The 16,972-nt window shown below is 34.8% G+C and carries 15 protein-coding genes; 5 read left to right on the top strand and 10 right to left on the bottom strand.

Annotated features, from left to right (window positions below):
* Positions 1 to 273 precede the first annotated feature (273 nt).
* The 5 genes from GQ47_RS01855 to GQ47_RS01875 form a co-directional block, all read right to left on the bottom strand.
* Positions 274 to 3,324: an efflux RND transporter permease subunit gene (locus GQ47_RS01855; protein ID WP_035644133.1), complete on the bottom strand. Its 3,051-nt coding sequence runs from the start codon at positions 3,322 to 3,324 to the stop codon at positions 274 to 276.
* A gap of 8 nt (positions 3,325 to 3,332) precedes the next feature.
* Complete coding sequence (locus tag GQ47_RS01860) at positions 3,333 to 4,418, bottom strand: efflux RND transporter periplasmic adaptor subunit (protein WP_035644135.1); 1,086 nt, start codon at positions 4,416 to 4,418, stop codon at positions 3,333 to 3,335.
* 11 nt (positions 4,419 to 4,429) lie between these two features.
* On the bottom strand, positions 4,430 to 5,761 hold the full coding sequence (locus GQ47_RS01865; protein WP_035644137.1) for a TolC family protein: 1,332 nt from the start codon (positions 5,759 to 5,761) through the stop codon (positions 4,430 to 4,432).
* A gap of 56 nt (positions 5,762 to 5,817) precedes the next feature.
* Positions 5,818 to 6,435 (bottom strand): TetR/AcrR family transcriptional regulator, encoded by a 618-nt coding sequence (locus GQ47_RS01870; protein WP_035644139.1) that lies wholly within the window; start codon positions 6,433 to 6,435, stop codon positions 5,818 to 5,820.
* A 90-nt stretch (positions 6,436 to 6,525) separates the two neighbouring features.
* Positions 6,526 to 7,293, bottom strand: coding sequence for an SDR family oxidoreductase (locus GQ47_RS01875; protein ID WP_035645078.1), 768 nt, complete (start codon positions 7,291 to 7,293; stop codon positions 6,526 to 6,528).
* Positions 7,294 to 7,395: 102 nt separating this feature from the next.
* On the opposite strand from GQ47_RS01875, the gene GQ47_RS01880 reads away from it, so the two are divergent.
* Together GQ47_RS01880 and GQ47_RS01885 are read left to right on the top strand one after the other, a co-directional pair.
* Positions 7,396 to 7,809: a winged helix-turn-helix transcriptional regulator gene (locus GQ47_RS01880; RefSeq protein ID WP_035644141.1), complete on the top strand. Its 414-nt coding sequence runs from the start codon at positions 7,396 to 7,398 to the stop codon at positions 7,807 to 7,809.
* Positions 7,810 to 8,323: 514 nt separating this feature from the next.
* The gene (locus tag GQ47_RS01885; RefSeq protein ID WP_035644143.1) at positions 8,324 to 9,004 is read left to right on the top strand and encodes a hypothetical protein; all 681 of its coding nucleotides are present in this window, start codon (positions 8,324 to 8,326) and stop codon (positions 9,002 to 9,004) included.
* 395 nt (positions 9,005 to 9,399) lie between these two features.
* Here GQ47_RS01885 and GQ47_RS01890 read toward each other — a convergent pair whose 3' ends face one another.
* Positions 9,400 to 9,816, bottom strand: coding sequence for a winged helix-turn-helix transcriptional regulator (locus tag GQ47_RS01890; protein WP_035645081.1), 417 nt, complete (start codon positions 9,814 to 9,816; stop codon positions 9,400 to 9,402).
* Between the two features lie 98 nt (positions 9,817 to 9,914).
* On the opposite strand from GQ47_RS01890, the gene GQ47_RS01895 reads away from it, so the two are divergent.
* Positions 9,915 to 10,718 carry an enoyl-CoA hydratase/isomerase family protein gene (locus tag GQ47_RS01895; RefSeq protein ID WP_035644145.1) on the top strand — a complete coding sequence of 268 codons (804 nt, stop codon included), beginning with the start codon at positions 9,915 to 9,917 and terminating at the stop codon, positions 10,716 to 10,718.
* Between the two features lie 6 nt (positions 10,719 to 10,724).
* The gene (locus tag GQ47_RS01900) at positions 10,725 to 11,726 is read left to right on the top strand and encodes an NADP-dependent oxidoreductase (RefSeq protein WP_035644146.1); all 1,002 of its coding nucleotides are present in this window, start codon (positions 10,725 to 10,727) and stop codon (positions 11,724 to 11,726) included.
* A 637-nt stretch (positions 11,727 to 12,363) separates the two neighbouring features.
* On the opposite strand, the gene GQ47_RS01905 is transcribed toward GQ47_RS01900, so the two are convergent.
* The 4 genes from GQ47_RS01905 to GQ47_RS01920 all read right to left on the bottom strand — a co-directional run bounded on the left by GQ47_RS01905 (position 12,364) and on the right by GQ47_RS01920 (position 16,059).
* The gene (locus GQ47_RS01905; RefSeq protein ID WP_035644147.1) at positions 12,364 to 12,816 is read right to left on the bottom strand and encodes an Lrp/AsnC family transcriptional regulator; all 453 of its coding nucleotides are present in this window, start codon (positions 12,814 to 12,816) and stop codon (positions 12,364 to 12,366) included.
* A 77-nt stretch (positions 12,817 to 12,893) separates the two neighbouring features.
* On the bottom strand, positions 12,894 to 13,886 hold the full coding sequence (locus GQ47_RS01910; RefSeq protein ID WP_035644150.1) for a bile acid:sodium symporter family protein: 993 nt from the start codon (positions 13,884 to 13,886) through the stop codon (positions 12,894 to 12,896).
* A gap of 58 nt (positions 13,887 to 13,944) precedes the next feature.
* A complete protein-coding gene (locus GQ47_RS01915; protein ID WP_035644152.1) occupies positions 13,945 to 14,976 on the bottom strand; it encodes a methionine synthase in 1,032 nt (343 codons plus the stop codon).
* A 30-nt stretch (positions 14,977 to 15,006) separates the two neighbouring features.
* Entirely contained in the window at positions 15,007 to 16,059 is a 1,053-nt protein-coding gene (locus GQ47_RS01920) for a DUF1852 domain-containing protein (protein WP_202965007.1), read from the bottom strand.
* A gap of 268 nt (positions 16,060 to 16,327) precedes the next feature.
* Between GQ47_RS01920 and GQ47_RS01925 the strand changes: the two genes are divergently transcribed.
* A complete protein-coding gene (locus GQ47_RS01925) occupies positions 16,328 to 16,957 on the top strand; it encodes a nitroreductase family protein (protein WP_035644159.1) in 630 nt (209 codons plus the stop codon).
* Positions 16,958 to 16,972 lie beyond the last annotated feature (15 nt).

Here is a 16,972-nt window from a genome sequence, read left to right on the forward strand (position 1 = left end):
TTGACTCGTTTTTGCTTTATTTTCTTCATAAATAAACAAACTTCAGAAAAACATTATTTTTATGAAAAACAAGATAAATTTAAATTTTAGCGTTCGATAACTTAACAGGATTCGAACACCAAGAACAGAGCTGAAATTAAGTTTTACATTTTCAAAATTTGATAATTTCCTGTCTTCCCTTATCAATCTTTTTCAAGAAAAAAAGCCAGCAGTCTAAAACACGCTGCCGGCTTTAAAAATAATCATAATTTTAAAAAAATCTTTTCTCTCTTCTTACATCTTTTCAATACTAGGAGGGATCAATTTATACATCACGGGCGTTACAATTCGTGATAATATTGTAGAACTGATTAAACCGCCAATTAACACAATTGCCAATGGTGCGATCAAAGGATTTGAGTTTAATGCAATCGGAATTAAACCACAAATTGCAGTAATTGAAGTCAGTACTACAGGCAGAAAACGCGTTTCTCCTGCAATTGAAATAGCTTCATCGATCGAATGTCCTTCCTGCCTTAACTGATTGGTGAAATCTACCAGCAGCAAAGAATTCTTTACCTGAATTCCCGAAAGACCTATAAAACCGATTATAGCAACCAAAGACATAGGGCTTCCATTAAGAAGCAACAATAAAACACCGCCTAAAATCCCCAGCGGTATGATAGATAATACAATAATAATTCCTTTAAAAGTTTTAAACTGCAGCAGTAAAACTGCAACAAACAAAAAGGTACTCAAAATAATTACTGCCAAAAAGTTACCACCCAGCGCATCGCCTTCCGATTCTTTCTCACCCGATAATTTGTAATAATATCCTTTTGGCATTTTCAATTGATCCAGTTTTGGAACAATGTGCGTCAATAAATCATTGGCATAATACCCTTTTGCTGATAAAGCGCTTACTTTTGAAAAGCGTGATTTATTAAAATGATTAATTGCAGTTGGAGAAGTTTCAAACGAAATTTCAGCAATCTGGTTCAGTGCAATCGGTATGCCCTGAAGGTTATTTACATACAGGTTTTTCAAAGCATCAAGGTTCGAAAATTTATCTCGGGGCAATGTCAGTGTAACATTTCTGGCATCTCCCCTATCATCTATATAATCGCCGACCGTTAATCCTGCTACCGAAAGACGGATTACCTTATCTATATCGCTTGTCAGTACTCCCAATGTTCTGGCTTTTTCTTTATTGATTTTAACTTTAAGATCTGTTTTATACGTATTCAGTTCATTGTTAATATACACCGTGCCTTCTTGATTTCTAAGAATAGTTTCTACCTGTGAAGAAAGCTTACGTAACACTTCCTGATCTTCACCAAATAATCTTACGACAATATTAGCTTCTAAAGGTGTTCCTTGTTCAAAATCTTTTACCTCCACTTTTGCATAAGGCATCGTTTTAAATTTATTTCGAAGTTCTTCAATCAAAGCTGTTTTCTCTGATGGTTTAGCTTCATCTTCGAGCTGGACAAAAATCTGTGCAAAATCTGGTTTTCTATCCTGCGGATGCACATTATAATAAATCTGCGGATTTCCTTTACCAACATTTGAAGTGTAATACACAATTTCTTTATGATTTTTAAGCTCTGCTTCTACAATTTTGGTCACACGGTCACTTTCTGTAATATTGGCCTGTAGCGGCATTTTTATATTGATAAGGAACATTGGTTTTTCTGAAGTTGGGAATAATTTAAAACCCGTTACTTTAAACAATCCAAAAGCTGTGATGCTCAAAACTATAGAAATAGCAATAGTAGTTCTCGGATATTTTAAGGCTTTAGGCATAATATCACGGTACGCTCTGGTCAGGAATTTTTGCAGATACTGTAGAAAAATATTCCCTCCCGCATGATCGTGCGTTTTTAAAAATCGGCTTCCTAAAAACGGCACCAAAGTCAAAGCGACAATCATCGATGCTAGTACACTGGTAATAACTGCCATTGGAAGACTTCTGATAAATTCTCCCGAGACATCCGGCAGGAAAGTCAGCGGTAGAAACGCAATAATAAGTGTTGCTGTACAGCCTACTACGGCAATTCCAATTTGTTTGGTTCCTTTAAGAACTGCATCCATTTTAGAATGTCCTTCTCGCAGCCATCGCTCTATGTTTTCGACTACCACAATACTGTCATCCACCAATAATCCCAACGCTACTACCAGACCTACGATACTTAACTGATTTAAAGAAAAGCCAAAAGCATTCATTGCAATTAATCCTAATGCGAGGGATAATGGAATAGAAATCATCACAATTCCCGAAGCTCTTAAGCCTAATGGAAGCAACGTAACGATTACCAAAACAATGGCAAGGGTAAAATCAAAACCTAAATGTCCCAAACGCTGCGATACCATATTCGCCTGATCGAAGTTTTTTACTAATTTGATGTTTGACGGTAATTCTTTAGAAAATTCATCAACAATTGGCAGGAATTCTTTCTGCACATCTGTAATGTTTACATTATCTTTCATACCAGCTGTAACCAGTACACATCGGTGTCCGTTAATGCGGGTAATATGATCGACAACCTGCGACTTGTAGCCTACTTCGGCTACATCTTTCATATAGATTATTTTACCGTTAGCATTGTAGATTACTGTATTGGATACATCGTCCGCATTTTTAAATTTACCACTGGTTTTTACATTAAATACTTTACTGCCTAAATCAATGCTTCCTCCTGGAATATCGGCCGCTTCGCTCTGCAGGCTTGCCATGACTACATTTAACGGAATTTTTAATTGGGCCAACTTTTCCAGCTGTAAATCAATACGAATTTCCTGCTCGGGAATTCCAGCATATTTTACATCTTTCAGATTGGTAATTTTCTCAATTTTAGATTTAAGTTTATCCGCTTCATCACGAAGTTTTTTGTCTGATGCATTTTCTGAAACCAACGCTATCTGAAGGATTTTCACATCAGAAGAAGCAATTTTTTCGGTTTTTATCTGATAAATATCTTTTGGAAGTTCGCTGTTTTTAAGAGCATTCATTTCCGTAGAAATCTCCTGATATTTATTATCAACATCTACTCCGTATTTAAATTTTACCTGAAAAGCTGCAACACCGTCTTCTACTGTGGTTAATATTTTTTCGATGTTTTCGAGTCCGTAAATTTTATTCTCGATTGGTTTTACAACCTGCTCCTCCATATCCTTTGGACTTGTCCCGGGATAGATTACCGTAATTAAATATTGCGGTGGATGCGTTGAAGGATCTTCCGCTCTAGGCATGGTAAACAGCGTAAGATACCCCACCACAGCAATCAGCAGAAATATAATCAGCGTAAACTGATAATTTTTAACAGCAAAGTTTGTTATTTTCATGATACTGATTATTTAATGATCTTGATAGTTGATTGTTCGTTGAGATAAGCACTGTTGGAGATCACAATCTGATCTGTTTTCTGAAGACCTTCTTTTATGAATACTTTATTGTTCTCAAATTTATTAATGGTCACCGGTTGGCGTTTTACTTTGTTGTTTTCCACAATAAAAACAAACGCTTTGTTTCCGTCAGCTTCAATAAGCGAATTGTACGGAATGATGATGAAATCTTCTGATTGTTCTGCCTTTATTTCGGCTTTTCCAAACATTCCCACCGCTGGTTTACTTTTTTTAAGGCTCATTTTTAATTCGACTTGAAAGGAGCCCAATGCCGCATCTGCCGCCTGCGATTTTCTAAAAATAAAGGCATCGAATTTTTCATCAGGATAACCGTCAAGCGTTACAGTGGCTTTCTGCCCTACTTTTACCGCGGCCCATTCTTTGTCTGTCAATCCCACTTTTAGCAGATAATTATTGTTTTGGCTGGTTTCATTTATAGCCAGAATTGGCGATCCTGCGCCAACTACTTCTCCTTCGTTTGCTATTTTTTTCGAAACAAAACCATCTGCAGCAGCATAAATTTTAGAATAACGTGCATTAAAAGCCACTGCATCTTTCTGCTTTTTAGCAATGTCAAGACCCGTTTTGGTATTCTGAAGCTGTTCTAATGTATACACACTGTCTTTGTACAAATTGCTTGCTCGTTTATAATCACGCTCGTACTTTTTTAGATTTAAATCTGTTTGGTTCAATCCGGCATTTATCTCTGTTTCGTCTAATGATGCCAAAAGCTGTCCTTTCTTAAAAAACTGGCCTTCTTCAACATAAATACGATTGATGATCCCTCCTATTTTAAATCCGTAATTGGCCTGATTTTCTGTTGTTACTAAACCTGATGCGCTTATGGTATTGTTAAGAGCAAAAGATTCGACCGGAGCTGTTTTAATAGGGATAACATCTGTGCTTTCAAAGGGCGAATTTTCCTTTTTTTCTTCTTTACAGGCGTAAAAAAGTGTTAAAGCAAGCAATATAATCAACCCTTTTTTGGAGGCTGCGATATGTTTTTTTAGATATTTGTGAATCGTTAATTTCATGTTTTTTGTTTTTAGTTAAAAGTAAAAGTGGCGTTGGCTCTTTCTAATTCTGCAAAAGCAATCCAGGAGTTATAAAGCGAAATATTAGTATTAAGCTGCGCATTTACCCATTGGTTCTGTGCATCCAGCAGTTCTATATATATTGCCTGACCTTCCTTGTACAATTTGGTAATGTCGTCATTGTATTTTTTGGCCGACTGTTTTTGATTTTTATCAGCATTGAATTGCTCTAAAGCCGATTTTAGATTGTTCTGTGAAACCTGAAACTGAAGCAGTAACTGCTGTTTTACATTATCAGTTTGTGAAATGATTTTTTTACTGTCTTCTTCAACTTGTTTCAGCTTCCATTTGTTTTTGTTGCCCGAAAAGATATTCCACTCCAGCCCCACTCCGGCAAAATAGTAGCGTGAGTTTTTATCTGCTTCAAAATCAAAATCCTGAATTCCGAAATCAGCAAAACCATTTACTTTTGGCAGCCAGTACGAGTTGGTTAGTTTGCTTACATTTTCGTTTATTTCTTTTGCCTGAGTGAGCTTTTGCAACTCTTCTCTATTTTGGGTATTTTCTGAAAGGACTTCTATTGGGGGTACTTCACTCTCATCAGTTTCTATTGCGGCATCAAGTTTTTGATTCAATAAAAAATTAAAATACGATCTGGCATTATTGCTGGTTTGTCTGGCGGTTTCTAAATTGGCCTGAATGCGGATTACCTCATTATCGCTTCGTAAAACGGCAGTCCGGTTTATTTTTTCATTTCTAAATAAAGCCTGATTTACCCTTTGATTTTCTTTTACCAAAGCCAGGGCATCTTCATAAATCTTAATTCCTTCAACCGACTGCAGGTATTTGTAATAGGCAATTTTAATTTCCTTTACTAACTCTCTTTGGTAGATTTCGAGTTCTATTTTTTGAAGCGTCGTCTGCTGGGTTTTTATTCTTTTGTTATAAATAATTTCAAAATTCAGAAGCGGCATCGTGGTATGAATTTTAGCATCATAAAAATTATCCGGATTTATCAAGACCGACTGATTTTCTAACATTGGAAAAGCGTTAGAATTGGTAATCTGATTTAAAGTACTATATACCGGATTCAGCATATCTCCAATCGGAATATCGATTGTCCTTCCGCCTTCTGCCTTGGTGTAACTTCCGTTTAGGGAAACTGTTGGATAAAATAAAGCTCGTGCTTCTTTTAAGGCATACATGCTTTTATTAATGTCAAAATTATGCTGTCTGATTACTTCGTTATTTTTTAAACCGGTCTGTATATAAGTTTCCAGCTTGTTCTGTGCATACCCTAAATATCCTAGACAGAGTATTGCAAAAGTTAGTTTAATTTTCATTTATTGTACGTTGTTTATTATTTGAACGTTGTTCATTTTTTTAGGCAAAAAAATTTTTAAAGCTTTTCTATCATTTTTAAATATTCATTATATCCGTCATACAAAATGGTATCGGGATTCGTAAAATTTACATTTTTAATTCTCTGGTGAATTTCCAGACAGCACATACCATGTACCAAACTCCAAACCATAAATGCCAACGGCTCTACACTATGGCCTTTAAAATAACCTTTGTTAATACATTCTTCAATAGTTTTTTTAACTAATCCAAATGCTGTACATCCTTCGTCCCAATCTTCATTCTCGGAGTCTTTCAGGAATTCTATTGGAGCTTTTAGATTAAACATCAAATCATACATTTCAGAATTTTCGATGGCAAATTTGATATAGGAAAATCCCATTTTCTTTAATCTTTCCTTCGGATCTTCTATAGTATATAACTCCATAAAATAACTATCTAATTCCTGAAAACCTATTGTATGAAGATCATGGAGAATATCATTTTTATCTTTAAAATAAACATAAACAGTACCTACACTGTAGTTAATTTCTTCAGCAATGTTTCTTATGGTAGTATGTTCAATTCCTTTTTCAACAAAAAGCTTTTTAGCACCTTTTAATATCAGGGCTTTTAAAGCTTCTTTTTCTTTTGCTTTTCTATCAATTGTACTCATACTTATTTTATTCAAGGCTTACTAAGGACAAAGATATAAAATAAAATGAACACTGTTCATTTTTTATTCAGTTAAATATTTTTATACAAATTAAGATTGCAATCTGGCCGTAATACCTTTATGATTCAATAACTTGTAAGCTAACTTTGGTAAAAATCTATTTAACAGATAAATCGCTTTTGTATCGCCAACACGAATAGTGTACGTATTGTTTTTTAATCCTTTTATTAAAGCATCAATTAGCACATCTGGTGTTATCGATTTACCTTCCATTCCCTCAGACATATTTGTTTTTACCAACGGCGGCAATAATTCAAATATTTTTATTCTGCTTCCAATTATCTGTAAATGATCTCGTAATGCTTCTGTATAAAAACGTACCGCAGCTTTTGATGCTGAATAAGTTGGTACAAGATTAGACGGCGTGTAACTCAATATCGATGATGTATTGATAATAGCTGCTTCTTTTCTGCTTTTAAGCATATCCAGAAAAAGATCATTTAAGAGAATAACTCCTAAGTAGTTAGTATTAATTTCTATGGCAGCTTTTTCAAAATGTTTTGAATTACTGAAACCTAAATTATCCTGGCCATTCATAATTCCGGCATTGTTATAAAGTATATCGATACCACCCATTTCATTAATTTGATTGTACAAAGCAACCGCGGCTTCCTGGCTGGACGCATCACTTTTAATGGTCGTAATGGATGGATACATTTTTTTGGCAAGATCTAATTTTTTCTGATCTCTTCCTGTAATAATTACTTTAGCGCCTTCTGTAATGAATTGTTTTGCAGCCTCTAATCCGATTCCGGCAGAGCCACCTGTAATCAAAATTGTCTTACCTTTTAATTCCATAATTTTTCTATTTAGTTTATTATCCCTATATTTGCTTGCAAAATGCAAGTGCAAATATAAATATATTTACTTGCAAAAAGCAAGTGATTTTAAATTTATTTTATGAAAACTCAAAAAAAGAGATCAGACTGCCCAGTAAGTTTTTCACTTGAAGCCTTTGGTGACAAGTGGTCGCTGTTGATTGTGAGAGATTTAATGCTTAAAAAAAAATGTACCTATGGCGAATTGGCAAAATCTGATGAGAAGATCGCAACTAACATTTTGGCTGCTCGACTGCTTTCATTAGAAGAAAACGGAATTATTCAGAAACTGGAGCATCCCGACAGTAAAGCCAAAGTACTATATCAATTGACACAGAAAGGAATGGATTTAATTCCAATAATTGTTGAAATTAATCTTTGGGCAGAAAAGTATACCGACATTCCTGAAAAAAGAAAGGAATTGCTGGCACAAATGAATGCTGATAAGGAAGGATTTATTAAAAATGCTTTTAAAGAACTTGAATCAAATCGATAGTATATATTACATAGCTACTACTTTTTTTGCCACAATAAATTTGGGCTGGAATGTGCATGACAAAACACGCCCTCGCAGGTGTAGAACTGCCTCCAATTTTGTTACACAAGCTAAGGCGGTTTTAATAAAAGAGGTTAGCGATTTGTTTTTTGAAGCTGCATTTTCCTTCAATCCCCAACGGGACATCTAAACCAAATTCATTAAGCCACTGGGAGACAAGTGACTACATATAATAAGCCAATTTCTTCAAATCATCCAAAAAAAATGTTGAAATTTGTCCCGTCGGGGTCACTTAAAATCCCTATATATCTGATATGTAGGGATTTATTTTTTTATATTCAAACCTTACGTACTACATAGAACGTAAAAAACTGAATATCAAATAAATAAACAAAATAAGCACTAAAACAAAACATTAGTTTTATTTATTAACTTCCCACAAACTTCCCAATAATTTTAGCAGGGTCATTAAAATGAATCTTTAAATTATTATTTAACTATAGAAAACTAAAAAATGGAAAAACATTGGAGTGCAGATTTAATTAAGAGTAAGGTTATTATTATACTATTATTTTTAATATTTATACTATTGTGTTTAATAGTTTCAGTAGGGCTATTTACTGATCGTCATATCAAACTATTTGGTATTGAGTTTAATTCCGAAAAAAAATATCCCATCATACAGACTGATTCAACGAATAAAAAACAAGACGAAAACCATATCGAAATAAAAAAGGATACTTTTATTAGAGATAGAAAACCTGCAAACTCATTTCAACAGACAAAAACACCTACAAATAGTAAATTTTCATATAAAAACCCTTCAGCACAAAAGGTAGATTCAGTCAAAGCTCAACCTATTGTTAACATTACCAGTAATCATCAAACCGGAGGTATAACTGCGCAAAGTGTAACTATTGGCGTAAAGCCGCAACCGAGGATTTTAAACTTTGATGTTAAAAAACAATTATTTGAGTTTCTTAATGATAAAAATGAGATAATAGAAATTTCAAGTGTAAATGGAGATGTTGAGGCTTACAACTATGCTTTAGAAATTACGCATTTTTTACAAAGGAATGGGTATACTAAAGTAAATATAGGCTCAGCCTTTTTTAATCCACCTATTGAAGGACAACAAATGAATAGAGTAAACAACCAAACTCAAATTAATATCGGATCGCAAAAAACAAATTAAATATTAAAACTTCCCATAAACTTCCCAATACTAAAAAAACAACACTGATTTACAATGCATTATGACACATGTTTATTTCCAGTCGAGGTCACTAAAAGAGACAACTAGTTAATAGTTGTCTCTTTTTTTATACACAAATATGTAGATTTTTCAAACCTTCAACCTAACATTTGCGGTTCGATTTTTTAATAAGGAATTCTTAATCTGTTTGAAATAAACAGTCTTAAAGTGGCGCTATTAGAGATTTAATCGAAGCTGAACGATGGATGATTCGAAACCCCGTTAAGGATATAGGATTTTTTTTCTCTTTTGGTTTATTGCAATTTTTTGATACTAAATATAGCAACTTCAAAATAATTTTAGCCTCGGTCTCATCTATCTGAGTGTAGTTCTTTTTAAACAATCATCTTTTTCATTTTATCGGTCAGCTTATCTATAAAAGCCTGTTTATCTTTCTTGATCTCTCTCAAAAATTCAATATGATGCTCAGAAAGTATAAAATACTTTTCACCCCAAATATACATCTCAATTAATACAGGAAGCAAATCAATCCCCTTCTCAGAGAGTTGATATAAAAATTTCACTTTGCTTTCAGGGTGATCCTGCTTTACAATAATCCCTCCTTCTTCAAGAGTTAACAATCTAGATGCAAGGATATTAGTAGCAATTTTTTCTTCCGATTTCAAAAAATCACCATAAGTACACTTCTTATAATACATCAGGTCACGGACAATTAAAAGTGACCATTTATCTCCTAACAAATCAAGTGAACTGCTCACCGGACAGCCCGACCTTTTTTTTATTTCTTTCATTATTTTTTTTATACTTGCATTTTGCAAGTATATTTATTTATATTTGTACTTTCAATTTGCAAGTAAAATTACAAAAAATTAACCAAAATGACTAAATTATGATTTTTACGACACACAAAATTACAAATGGATACTGGAAAATCAGTTTCAACAATCCTCCTATTAACATGTTTGATACCGAATTTTCAAAACAGCTAATAACTGTGATGGACGAACTGGAGTCAAATGAAAACCTGAAAGTTGTAGTCTTTGAGAGTGAAAATCCAGACTTTTTTGTTGCCCATGTTGAACTGCTCAATGTTGGGAACTTTCCAAAAGGAACCGGAAAAACAGGTCTTTCGATAGCATGGCCGGATATTGCACGCAGACTGGAACTTGCCCCTTTTGTGACCATAGCTTCGATCCGAGGCCGTGCAAGAGGACTTGGAAGTGAATTTGCACAAGCATTTGATTTACGCTTCGCCAGCAAGGAGAAGGCGTTCTTGGCTCAGGTAGAAATAGGTATCGGTTCATTTCCTGGTGGTGGCGGACTTGAACGACTGCATCTCCTTACAGGACGCAGTCGAGCCCTTGAAATTATTTTAAGCGGTAAAGATTTTGATGCAGATACAGCCGCTTTATATGGCTGGGTAAACCGCTCAATTCCAGACCATAAACTGGATGAATATGTTGAAAAATTTGCAAAACGAATAGATTCATTTGACAAAAAACCAATTGCTGCCATAAAAGAAATTATGAACCAAAGAGCTAAACTTGCTTCAAACGAAGAAATTTTAGACACACAGGTTAAATTCTTTGCTTCACTCGAGGAGCCGGAAGCACGCGGTCGTATTAAAAATCTATTTGAAAGAGGACTCCAGCAGAATGGAGATCTAGAACTAAATCTTGCTGATAACATCTAAAAAAATATGAAAGCATACATCTTACCTAAATACGGCAAAACAGAAAAATTATTTCTCAGCGATGTAAAAATACCTAAAATTGGAGATTATGAGGTATTGGTGGAAATTCATGCTGCCAGCATCAACCAGTTGGACTTAAAAATAAAAAATGGAGATTTCAAGTTAATCCTTCCTTACCAATTACCTTTAATATTAGGTCACGATATTGCAGGAATAATAGTGGAAACCGGTTCTAAAGTCACTCGCTTTAAAATTGGAGATCAGATTTATGGACGAGCAGCCGATTTTCATATCGGTTCTTTTGCAGAATATATAGCTGTGAATGAAAATGATCTGGCACTAAAACCTAAAAATATATCAATGGAGCAGGCAGCATCAATTCCATTAGTTGGGCTAACCGTATGGCAGACATTCGTCGAAAAAACAAAACTTCATAAAGGCCAAAAAGTTTTTATTCAGGCCGGTTCTGGCGGAGTTGGCACAATAGCAATTCAGTTTGCCAAACATCTTGGGGCATTTGTCGCCACGACAGCTAGCGAAAAGAATTTTGACATGCTGAAAGCCCTTGGAGCTGATATTATAATAGATTATAAAAAGGATAACTTTGAAAATATTCTTAAAGATTATGATGTAGTGCTTAACAGCCAGGATGCTAAAACGCTTGAAAAATCATTGACAATTTTAAAACCCGAAGGTAGAATTATTTCAATTTCAGGACCTCCAACTCCAGAGTTTGCAAAATCAATTGGCGCATCAGCAGTAATACGTTTTATCCTTTGGTTAACCAGCCTGAAAATTCGCAATAGGGCTAAAAAATTAAATATCAATTATTCTTTTTTATTCATGAAGGCCAACGGAAGACAACTGGAACAAATAGGTAATTTAATCGATTCTAACGAAATTAAACCGGTTGTGGATAAAGTATTCCCTTTTGAACAGACCAACGATGCTTTTGAATATATGCAAAGTGGGCATGCAAAAGGAAAAGTGGTTGTGAAAATAAAATGATCACGTATTTCTTTTTAATTATCATCTATAAATTTTTGAAACAAATATTTTCCTAATTATTATTTAAATTTAGTTCTAATGCTTTGAATTTTTACAATCAAAAATTTATTACTGAAATTTGTAAACACAAATCAATTCTATAAAATCATATGTTTATCTAATTAACGATTTTTAACATCTAACTCTTCCGATACAGAAAAAACCGCTACCAACTAAAAGATTAAATAATTATCTTACAAATTCAGCTAGAAATAAGCAAATTTCTTTAAATCATTCATAAAATGATTTGGAATTTGTATCGTAGAGTCACTTAAAGAGGCAACTAACAAATAGTTATCTCTTTTTTTATACACAAATATGTAAGTTTTTCAAGTCTTTACGGCCTAACGTTTATGATTTGAGTTTTTCAGGAGAAATCCTTAGACTGTTTGAAATAAACAATCTAAAAGTGGCTTCATTAAAGGTTTATTTGGAGCTGAACAATGATTAGAAGTCCCGTTAAGAATATAGATTTTTTTTTCTCTTTTGTTTTATCGCAGTTTTTTGATGTTCAATATAAAATAATTTCAAAATGGACTTAATACATTTTTTGTCACAAAAGCTAAGGCGAATTTCAAATAAATAAGCCATCACGGAACTATCCATACAGATTTTTTATCTCCGACATAACAAAGGTGCTTTGGGTACTCCCTATGCTTTCAACTGAGCCTAATTTATTAAAGACAAAATCCTGATAATGCTTCATGTCTTTGGCAGAAACTTTCATTAAAAAATCGTAATCACCTGAGATATTATAACATTCCACAACTTCTTCTATTTTCATAATATCACTAACAAATTGATTCCCGATATTACGATCGTGCTGTTTAAGTTTGATATTGCAGAAAACAATGAAACCTCTATTTAATTTTTCTGCATCAAGCAGGGCAATATATTTTTTAATATAGCCATTGTTTTCTAATCTTTTAATTCGCTCAAAAACAGGCGATGCTGAAAGATTTACCATTTTAGCAAGCTCTTTTACAGTGTATTTAGAATTATCGTGTAGTATATTTAATAACTGAAGATCAATATCGTCTATTTGTTCCATAGAATATTTTGGTTTAATTTATTTATAAGACAGAATAAAATTCTTCAAATATAACCAAAAACAATACAAAAATCTTATTATACTTCTTTTCGTCGAGCCATACCCTGAGCGATAATACTAGCGGCAATCAATTGCAAGGCATGGTAAAGCATCAGGGGCAGCAATACGATCCCGGTGATGGTACTGTGCTGAAAAAGTACTTTTGACATAACGGTGCCGTGTACCAATGATTTTTTAGATCCGCAGAATAAGACAGTAATACGATCTTCAACTGAAAAACCAAGCAGGCGGCTGAGTAGTCCGACACAAAAGAATACGGAAAAAAACAACGCCATCATCCCTGCAGCGAGTCCTGCAAGTTCAAGGGCGGTGAAGCCTTCAAAAAGATGTTCGGAAAATGACTTGCAAAACGACGTGTAAATAATCGTTAGAATAACTGCCTGATCGAAATATTTGAGCTGTTTCTTGTATTTTTCGGCAATGGCGCCGAAACGGGAATTGAGACTTATACCAATAATGACAGGCAACAAAACTTGAAGAATCAACTTTATGACAATTTGAGTAACATCAAAATCGCCTGTCGCAGAAGCTATAAAAAGTCCAACCCAGAGCGGCGTAACCACTACTCCGATCAAGCTGGAAATACTCGCATTGAAAATAGCTGCGGGAATGTTTCCCTTAGCGATCGAAACCATGACCACCGAAGAAGAAACTGTGGACGGCAATGCTGCCAGAAAAAATACACCCAGCCAAAGCAGCTCGAAGCCATTATTGACAAACAACGGGCGAAATGCCAAGACAATGAGCGGAAAAAATAAAAAGGTTGTCAACTGGACGACAATGTGCATTTTCCAGTTAGAAAGTCCGGCTTTTAGTTTCTCAACACTCAGTCGCATGCCATAAAACAAGAAAATCAAGGAAACACCAACATTAGCAATCTCCTCCAGCGAAACAGGTTCTTTGACCATGCCTGGCTTTGGCAAAAAATAAGCCATCAGAATCATGGTGGCTATCATTAACAGGAAACCGTCGAAACCTGCTTTTTTTAATACTTCTAATAATTTCTTCAATGTGTTTTAAATATTATTCCTCCGTGGAGGCACGGACTCCATTATTAATATATTGAGACTAAATCCCAAGTTCTTTACGTATAATTTCTGCTCCAGCGCTTAAAGCACTTAACTTGCCTCTAGCTACGTTTCTAGATAGCGGGGCCATACCGCAATTTGTAGAAGGGTAAAGATTTTCGGCATCTACAAACTCAAGAGCTTTACGCAAGGTAGCGGCTACTTCTTCTGGTGTTTCGATAGTGTTGGTTGCCACATCAATGGCACCTACCATTACTTTTTTACCGCGAACAAGTTCCATTAAATTTAAAGGCACATTGGAGTTGTGACATTCTAAAGACACCACATCAATTTTAGATTTTTGAATTTTCGGAAAAATTTCTTCGTATTGTCGCCACTCTGAACCTAATGTCTTTTTCCAATCAGTATTTGCCTGTATTCCATAACCATAGCAAATATGAACCGCAGTTTGACAGTGTAAACCTTCAATGGCTCTTTCTAATGCTGCCATTCCCCAATCGTTTACCTCATCAAAGAATACATTAAATGCAGGTTCATCAAACTGGATAATATCTACCCCTGCGTCTTGAAGTTCTCTTGCTTCTTCATTGAGTGCTTTCGCAAATTCCCACGCCAATTTTTCTCGGCTTTTATAGTGATCGTCGTACAAGGTATCTACCATTGTCAGCGGGCCTGGCAATGCCCATTTTATAGGCTTATTAGTCTGTTTACGTAAAAATTTAGCATCTTCAACAAAAACTGCCTTTTGACGTGCAACCTCACCTACCACCACTGGAACACTCGCGTCATAACGGTTACGGATTTTTACCGTTTTACGATTTTCAAAATCTACACCGCTTAAATGCTCGATAAAAGTCGTTACAAAATGCTGGCGTGTCTGCTCGCCATCACAAATGATATCTAGATCTGCCAATTGTTGTTCCTGCAGAGAAATGCGCAACGCATCTTGTTTTCCTTCAAGTAGCTGATTGCCTTCTAATTTCCATGGTGACCAAAGTTTTTCAGGTGGTGCAAGCCAGGCAGGTTTAGGTAAACTTCCAACAATAGAGGTGGGTAATAATAATTTCTTCATAACAGTATAATTTTAGTGCGTTGTAATCAATTAAAGGGTAAAATTAGCAGACCATTGTTCCAAGAGACTTTTGTAAGGCTTAATGAAATGCTCTTCTGCATATTTACCTTGTTCAACAGCCAGTCGGCTGCGCTCTTCGCGGTCATAATCCACGCGAGTCAGTGAATAGTCTTCGTGTTTAAGACTAGGTTGATAGATTTTCCCAGCCACTGAATTTGCATTGTAAATTTCAGGGCGATAAATCTTCTGAAAAGTCTCCATTGTGCTGATTGAGCTAATTAGTCCAAGATCAGTATAATCAGCAAGCAGATCTCCTGAATGATAAAAAGCCATCGGTGCCACACTATTTGGAGGCATGAAAAAACGAACTTTTAAACCCATTTTAGAGAAATATTCATCAGTGAGAGAATACTCATTCTGCAGATACTCAAAACCCAGAACCGGATGCTGATACTCCGTGCGAGTATACGTTTTGTTACTCGATACACTTAGACAAATGATCGGTGACATCTTAAAGTGCTCTTTATAAGTGACTGAACTCACAAAACACTTATAAAGTTTTCCGTGCAAATCACCAAAATTTTCAGGAATAGAAAAATTAGCTTTATTTTTATTGTGCTCAATCAATAAAATACTGAAATCATAATCCCGAACATAAGAGGAATAATTATTTCCGGCAACTCCTTCGATTTGCTGGCCAGTCTTACGGTCAATAATATTTGTTTTTAAAACTTCAATCATAGGTAGATCGTTACTACCGTTCTTATCATCAATACTCATTGTTACTGTGAGGATTTCAAGTTCCACATGGTAACGATCCGCTTTTGGATTATCCAAATGAGCCAAAGAATTGAATCGATTGTTAATCATATTTAATGCATTGTGTAAGTTTTGCTGACGATTAGCTCCTCTGGCCAAGTTGGCAAAATTGGTTGTTAAACGCGTTTTACTTGAGGGGTGATAATTTTCATCTAAACAAGTGCTCTTTAGTGTGAATGCAAAATCATTCTTGATTGTATTCTGGGTGTTTTCAATATCCTCCTTTTCGCTTATTCTTAAATCTTCTTGTATGTTCGCTTTCATCTGATGACAAGGTTTAGTTTTTTTACCCTGCAAATTTTAAAACAAAAGATTTAATATCCTATGAAACTAAAAAATACAGTTAATTATTCTTTTTTAATACATATTTATAGATTATTAATCTTTTTACAAATAAAATATTGAAAGAAAACAGATAATTATTCTTTAGAGAACTAGGATATGATTGATTTGAAGTTTCCCATAGCAATTCAAGCCTCGAAAAACAAAACAAATAAATTTATATTTGCCAAAATTTAAGATAGACATAGTAATGAATTTGATAGAAAATTTAAAATGGCGCTACGCCACAAAAGCTTACAATAACATTAAAGTAACAGAAGAGAAGATTGATCAGATCTTAGAGGCTATAAATCTTTCAGCATCATCTTGTGGCCTGCAATCTTACCGTGTTTTTGTTGTAAGCAACCCAGAAATCCAAAAAAAATTAGGTGCTGATTCGTATAATGGACAGATTAGCTCTTGCTCTCATTTGTTGGTTTTTGCTGCATTCAATGACATGACTTCGACTTACATTGACAATTACATGGCAATGACAGAAAAGCAAAGAGGTCTTGATGCTGGTGCCTTATCAGGATTTAGAAATGGATTGCATTCCTATTTTAGCTCTATTAACGCAGAGCAAAAAGCCCTTTGGGCGGCCAAACAGGCTTATATTGCACTAGGAACTGCGCTTATTGCCGCGGCAGAATTGAAAGTGGATGCCACTCCTATCGAAGGATTTAATGCCGCCATTATCGATGAGGTTTTGGGTTTGAAAGAAAAAGGGTTGCATTCTACAGTTATACTCGCTTTAGGATATCGGGATTCGGAAAAAGACTATATGGCAGCTACAAAAAAAGTTCGTTTGCCTATAGATGAAATGATAACTAAAGTTTACTAGTATTAGTAGATTTGT

Source organism: Flavobacterium sp. ASV13 (genome assembly GCF_000745775.1).
Taxonomy (GTDB): Bacteria; Bacteroidota; Bacteroidia; order Flavobacteriales; family Flavobacteriaceae; genus Flavobacterium.

Coding starts and splice junctions, on each gene's coding strand:
- GQ47_RS01855 (WP_035644133.1), bottom strand. CDS start 3,324: ATGAAAATAACAAACTTTGCTGTTAAAAATTATCAGTTTACGCTGATT.
- GQ47_RS01860 (WP_035644135.1), bottom strand. CDS start 4,418: ATGAAATTAACGATTCACAAATATCTAAAAAAACATATCGCAGCCTCC.
- GQ47_RS01865 (WP_035644137.1), bottom strand. CDS start 5,761: ATGAAAATTAAACTAACTTTTGCAATACTCTGTCTAGGATATTTAGGG.
- GQ47_RS01870 (WP_035644139.1), bottom strand. CDS start 6,435: ATGAGTACAATTGATAGAAAAGCAAAAGAAAAAGAAGCTTTAAAAGCC.
- GQ47_RS01875 (WP_035645078.1), bottom strand. CDS start 7,293: ATGGAATTAAAAGGTAAGACAATTTTGATTACAGGTGGCTCTGCCGGA.
- GQ47_RS01880 (WP_035644141.1), top strand. CDS start 7,396: ATGAAAACTCAAAAAAAGAGATCAGACTGCCCAGTAAGTTTTTCACTT.
- GQ47_RS01885 (WP_035644143.1), top strand. CDS start 8,324: ATGGAAAAACATTGGAGTGCAGATTTAATTAAGAGTAAGGTTATTATT.
- GQ47_RS01890 (WP_035645081.1), bottom strand. CDS start 9,816: ATGAAAGAAATAAAAAAAAGGTCGGGCTGTCCGGTGAGCAGTTCACTT.
- GQ47_RS01895 (WP_035644145.1), top strand. CDS start 9,915: ATGATTTTTACGACACACAAAATTACAAATGGATACTGGAAAATCAGT.
- GQ47_RS01900 (WP_035644146.1), top strand. CDS start 10,725: ATGAAAGCATACATCTTACCTAAATACGGCAAAACAGAAAAATTATTT.
- GQ47_RS01905 (WP_035644147.1), bottom strand. CDS start 12,816: ATGGAACAAATAGACGATATTGATCTTCAGTTATTAAATATACTACAC.
- GQ47_RS01915 (WP_035644152.1), bottom strand. CDS start 14,976: ATGAAGAAATTATTATTACCCACCTCTATTGTTGGAAGTTTACCTAAA.
- GQ47_RS01920 (WP_202965007.1), bottom strand. CDS start 16,059: ATGAAAGCGAACATACAAGAAGATTTAAGAATAAGCGAAAAGGAGGAT.
- GQ47_RS01925 (WP_035644159.1), top strand. CDS start 16,328: ATGAATTTGATAGAAAATTTAAAATGGCGCTACGCCACAAAAGCTTAC.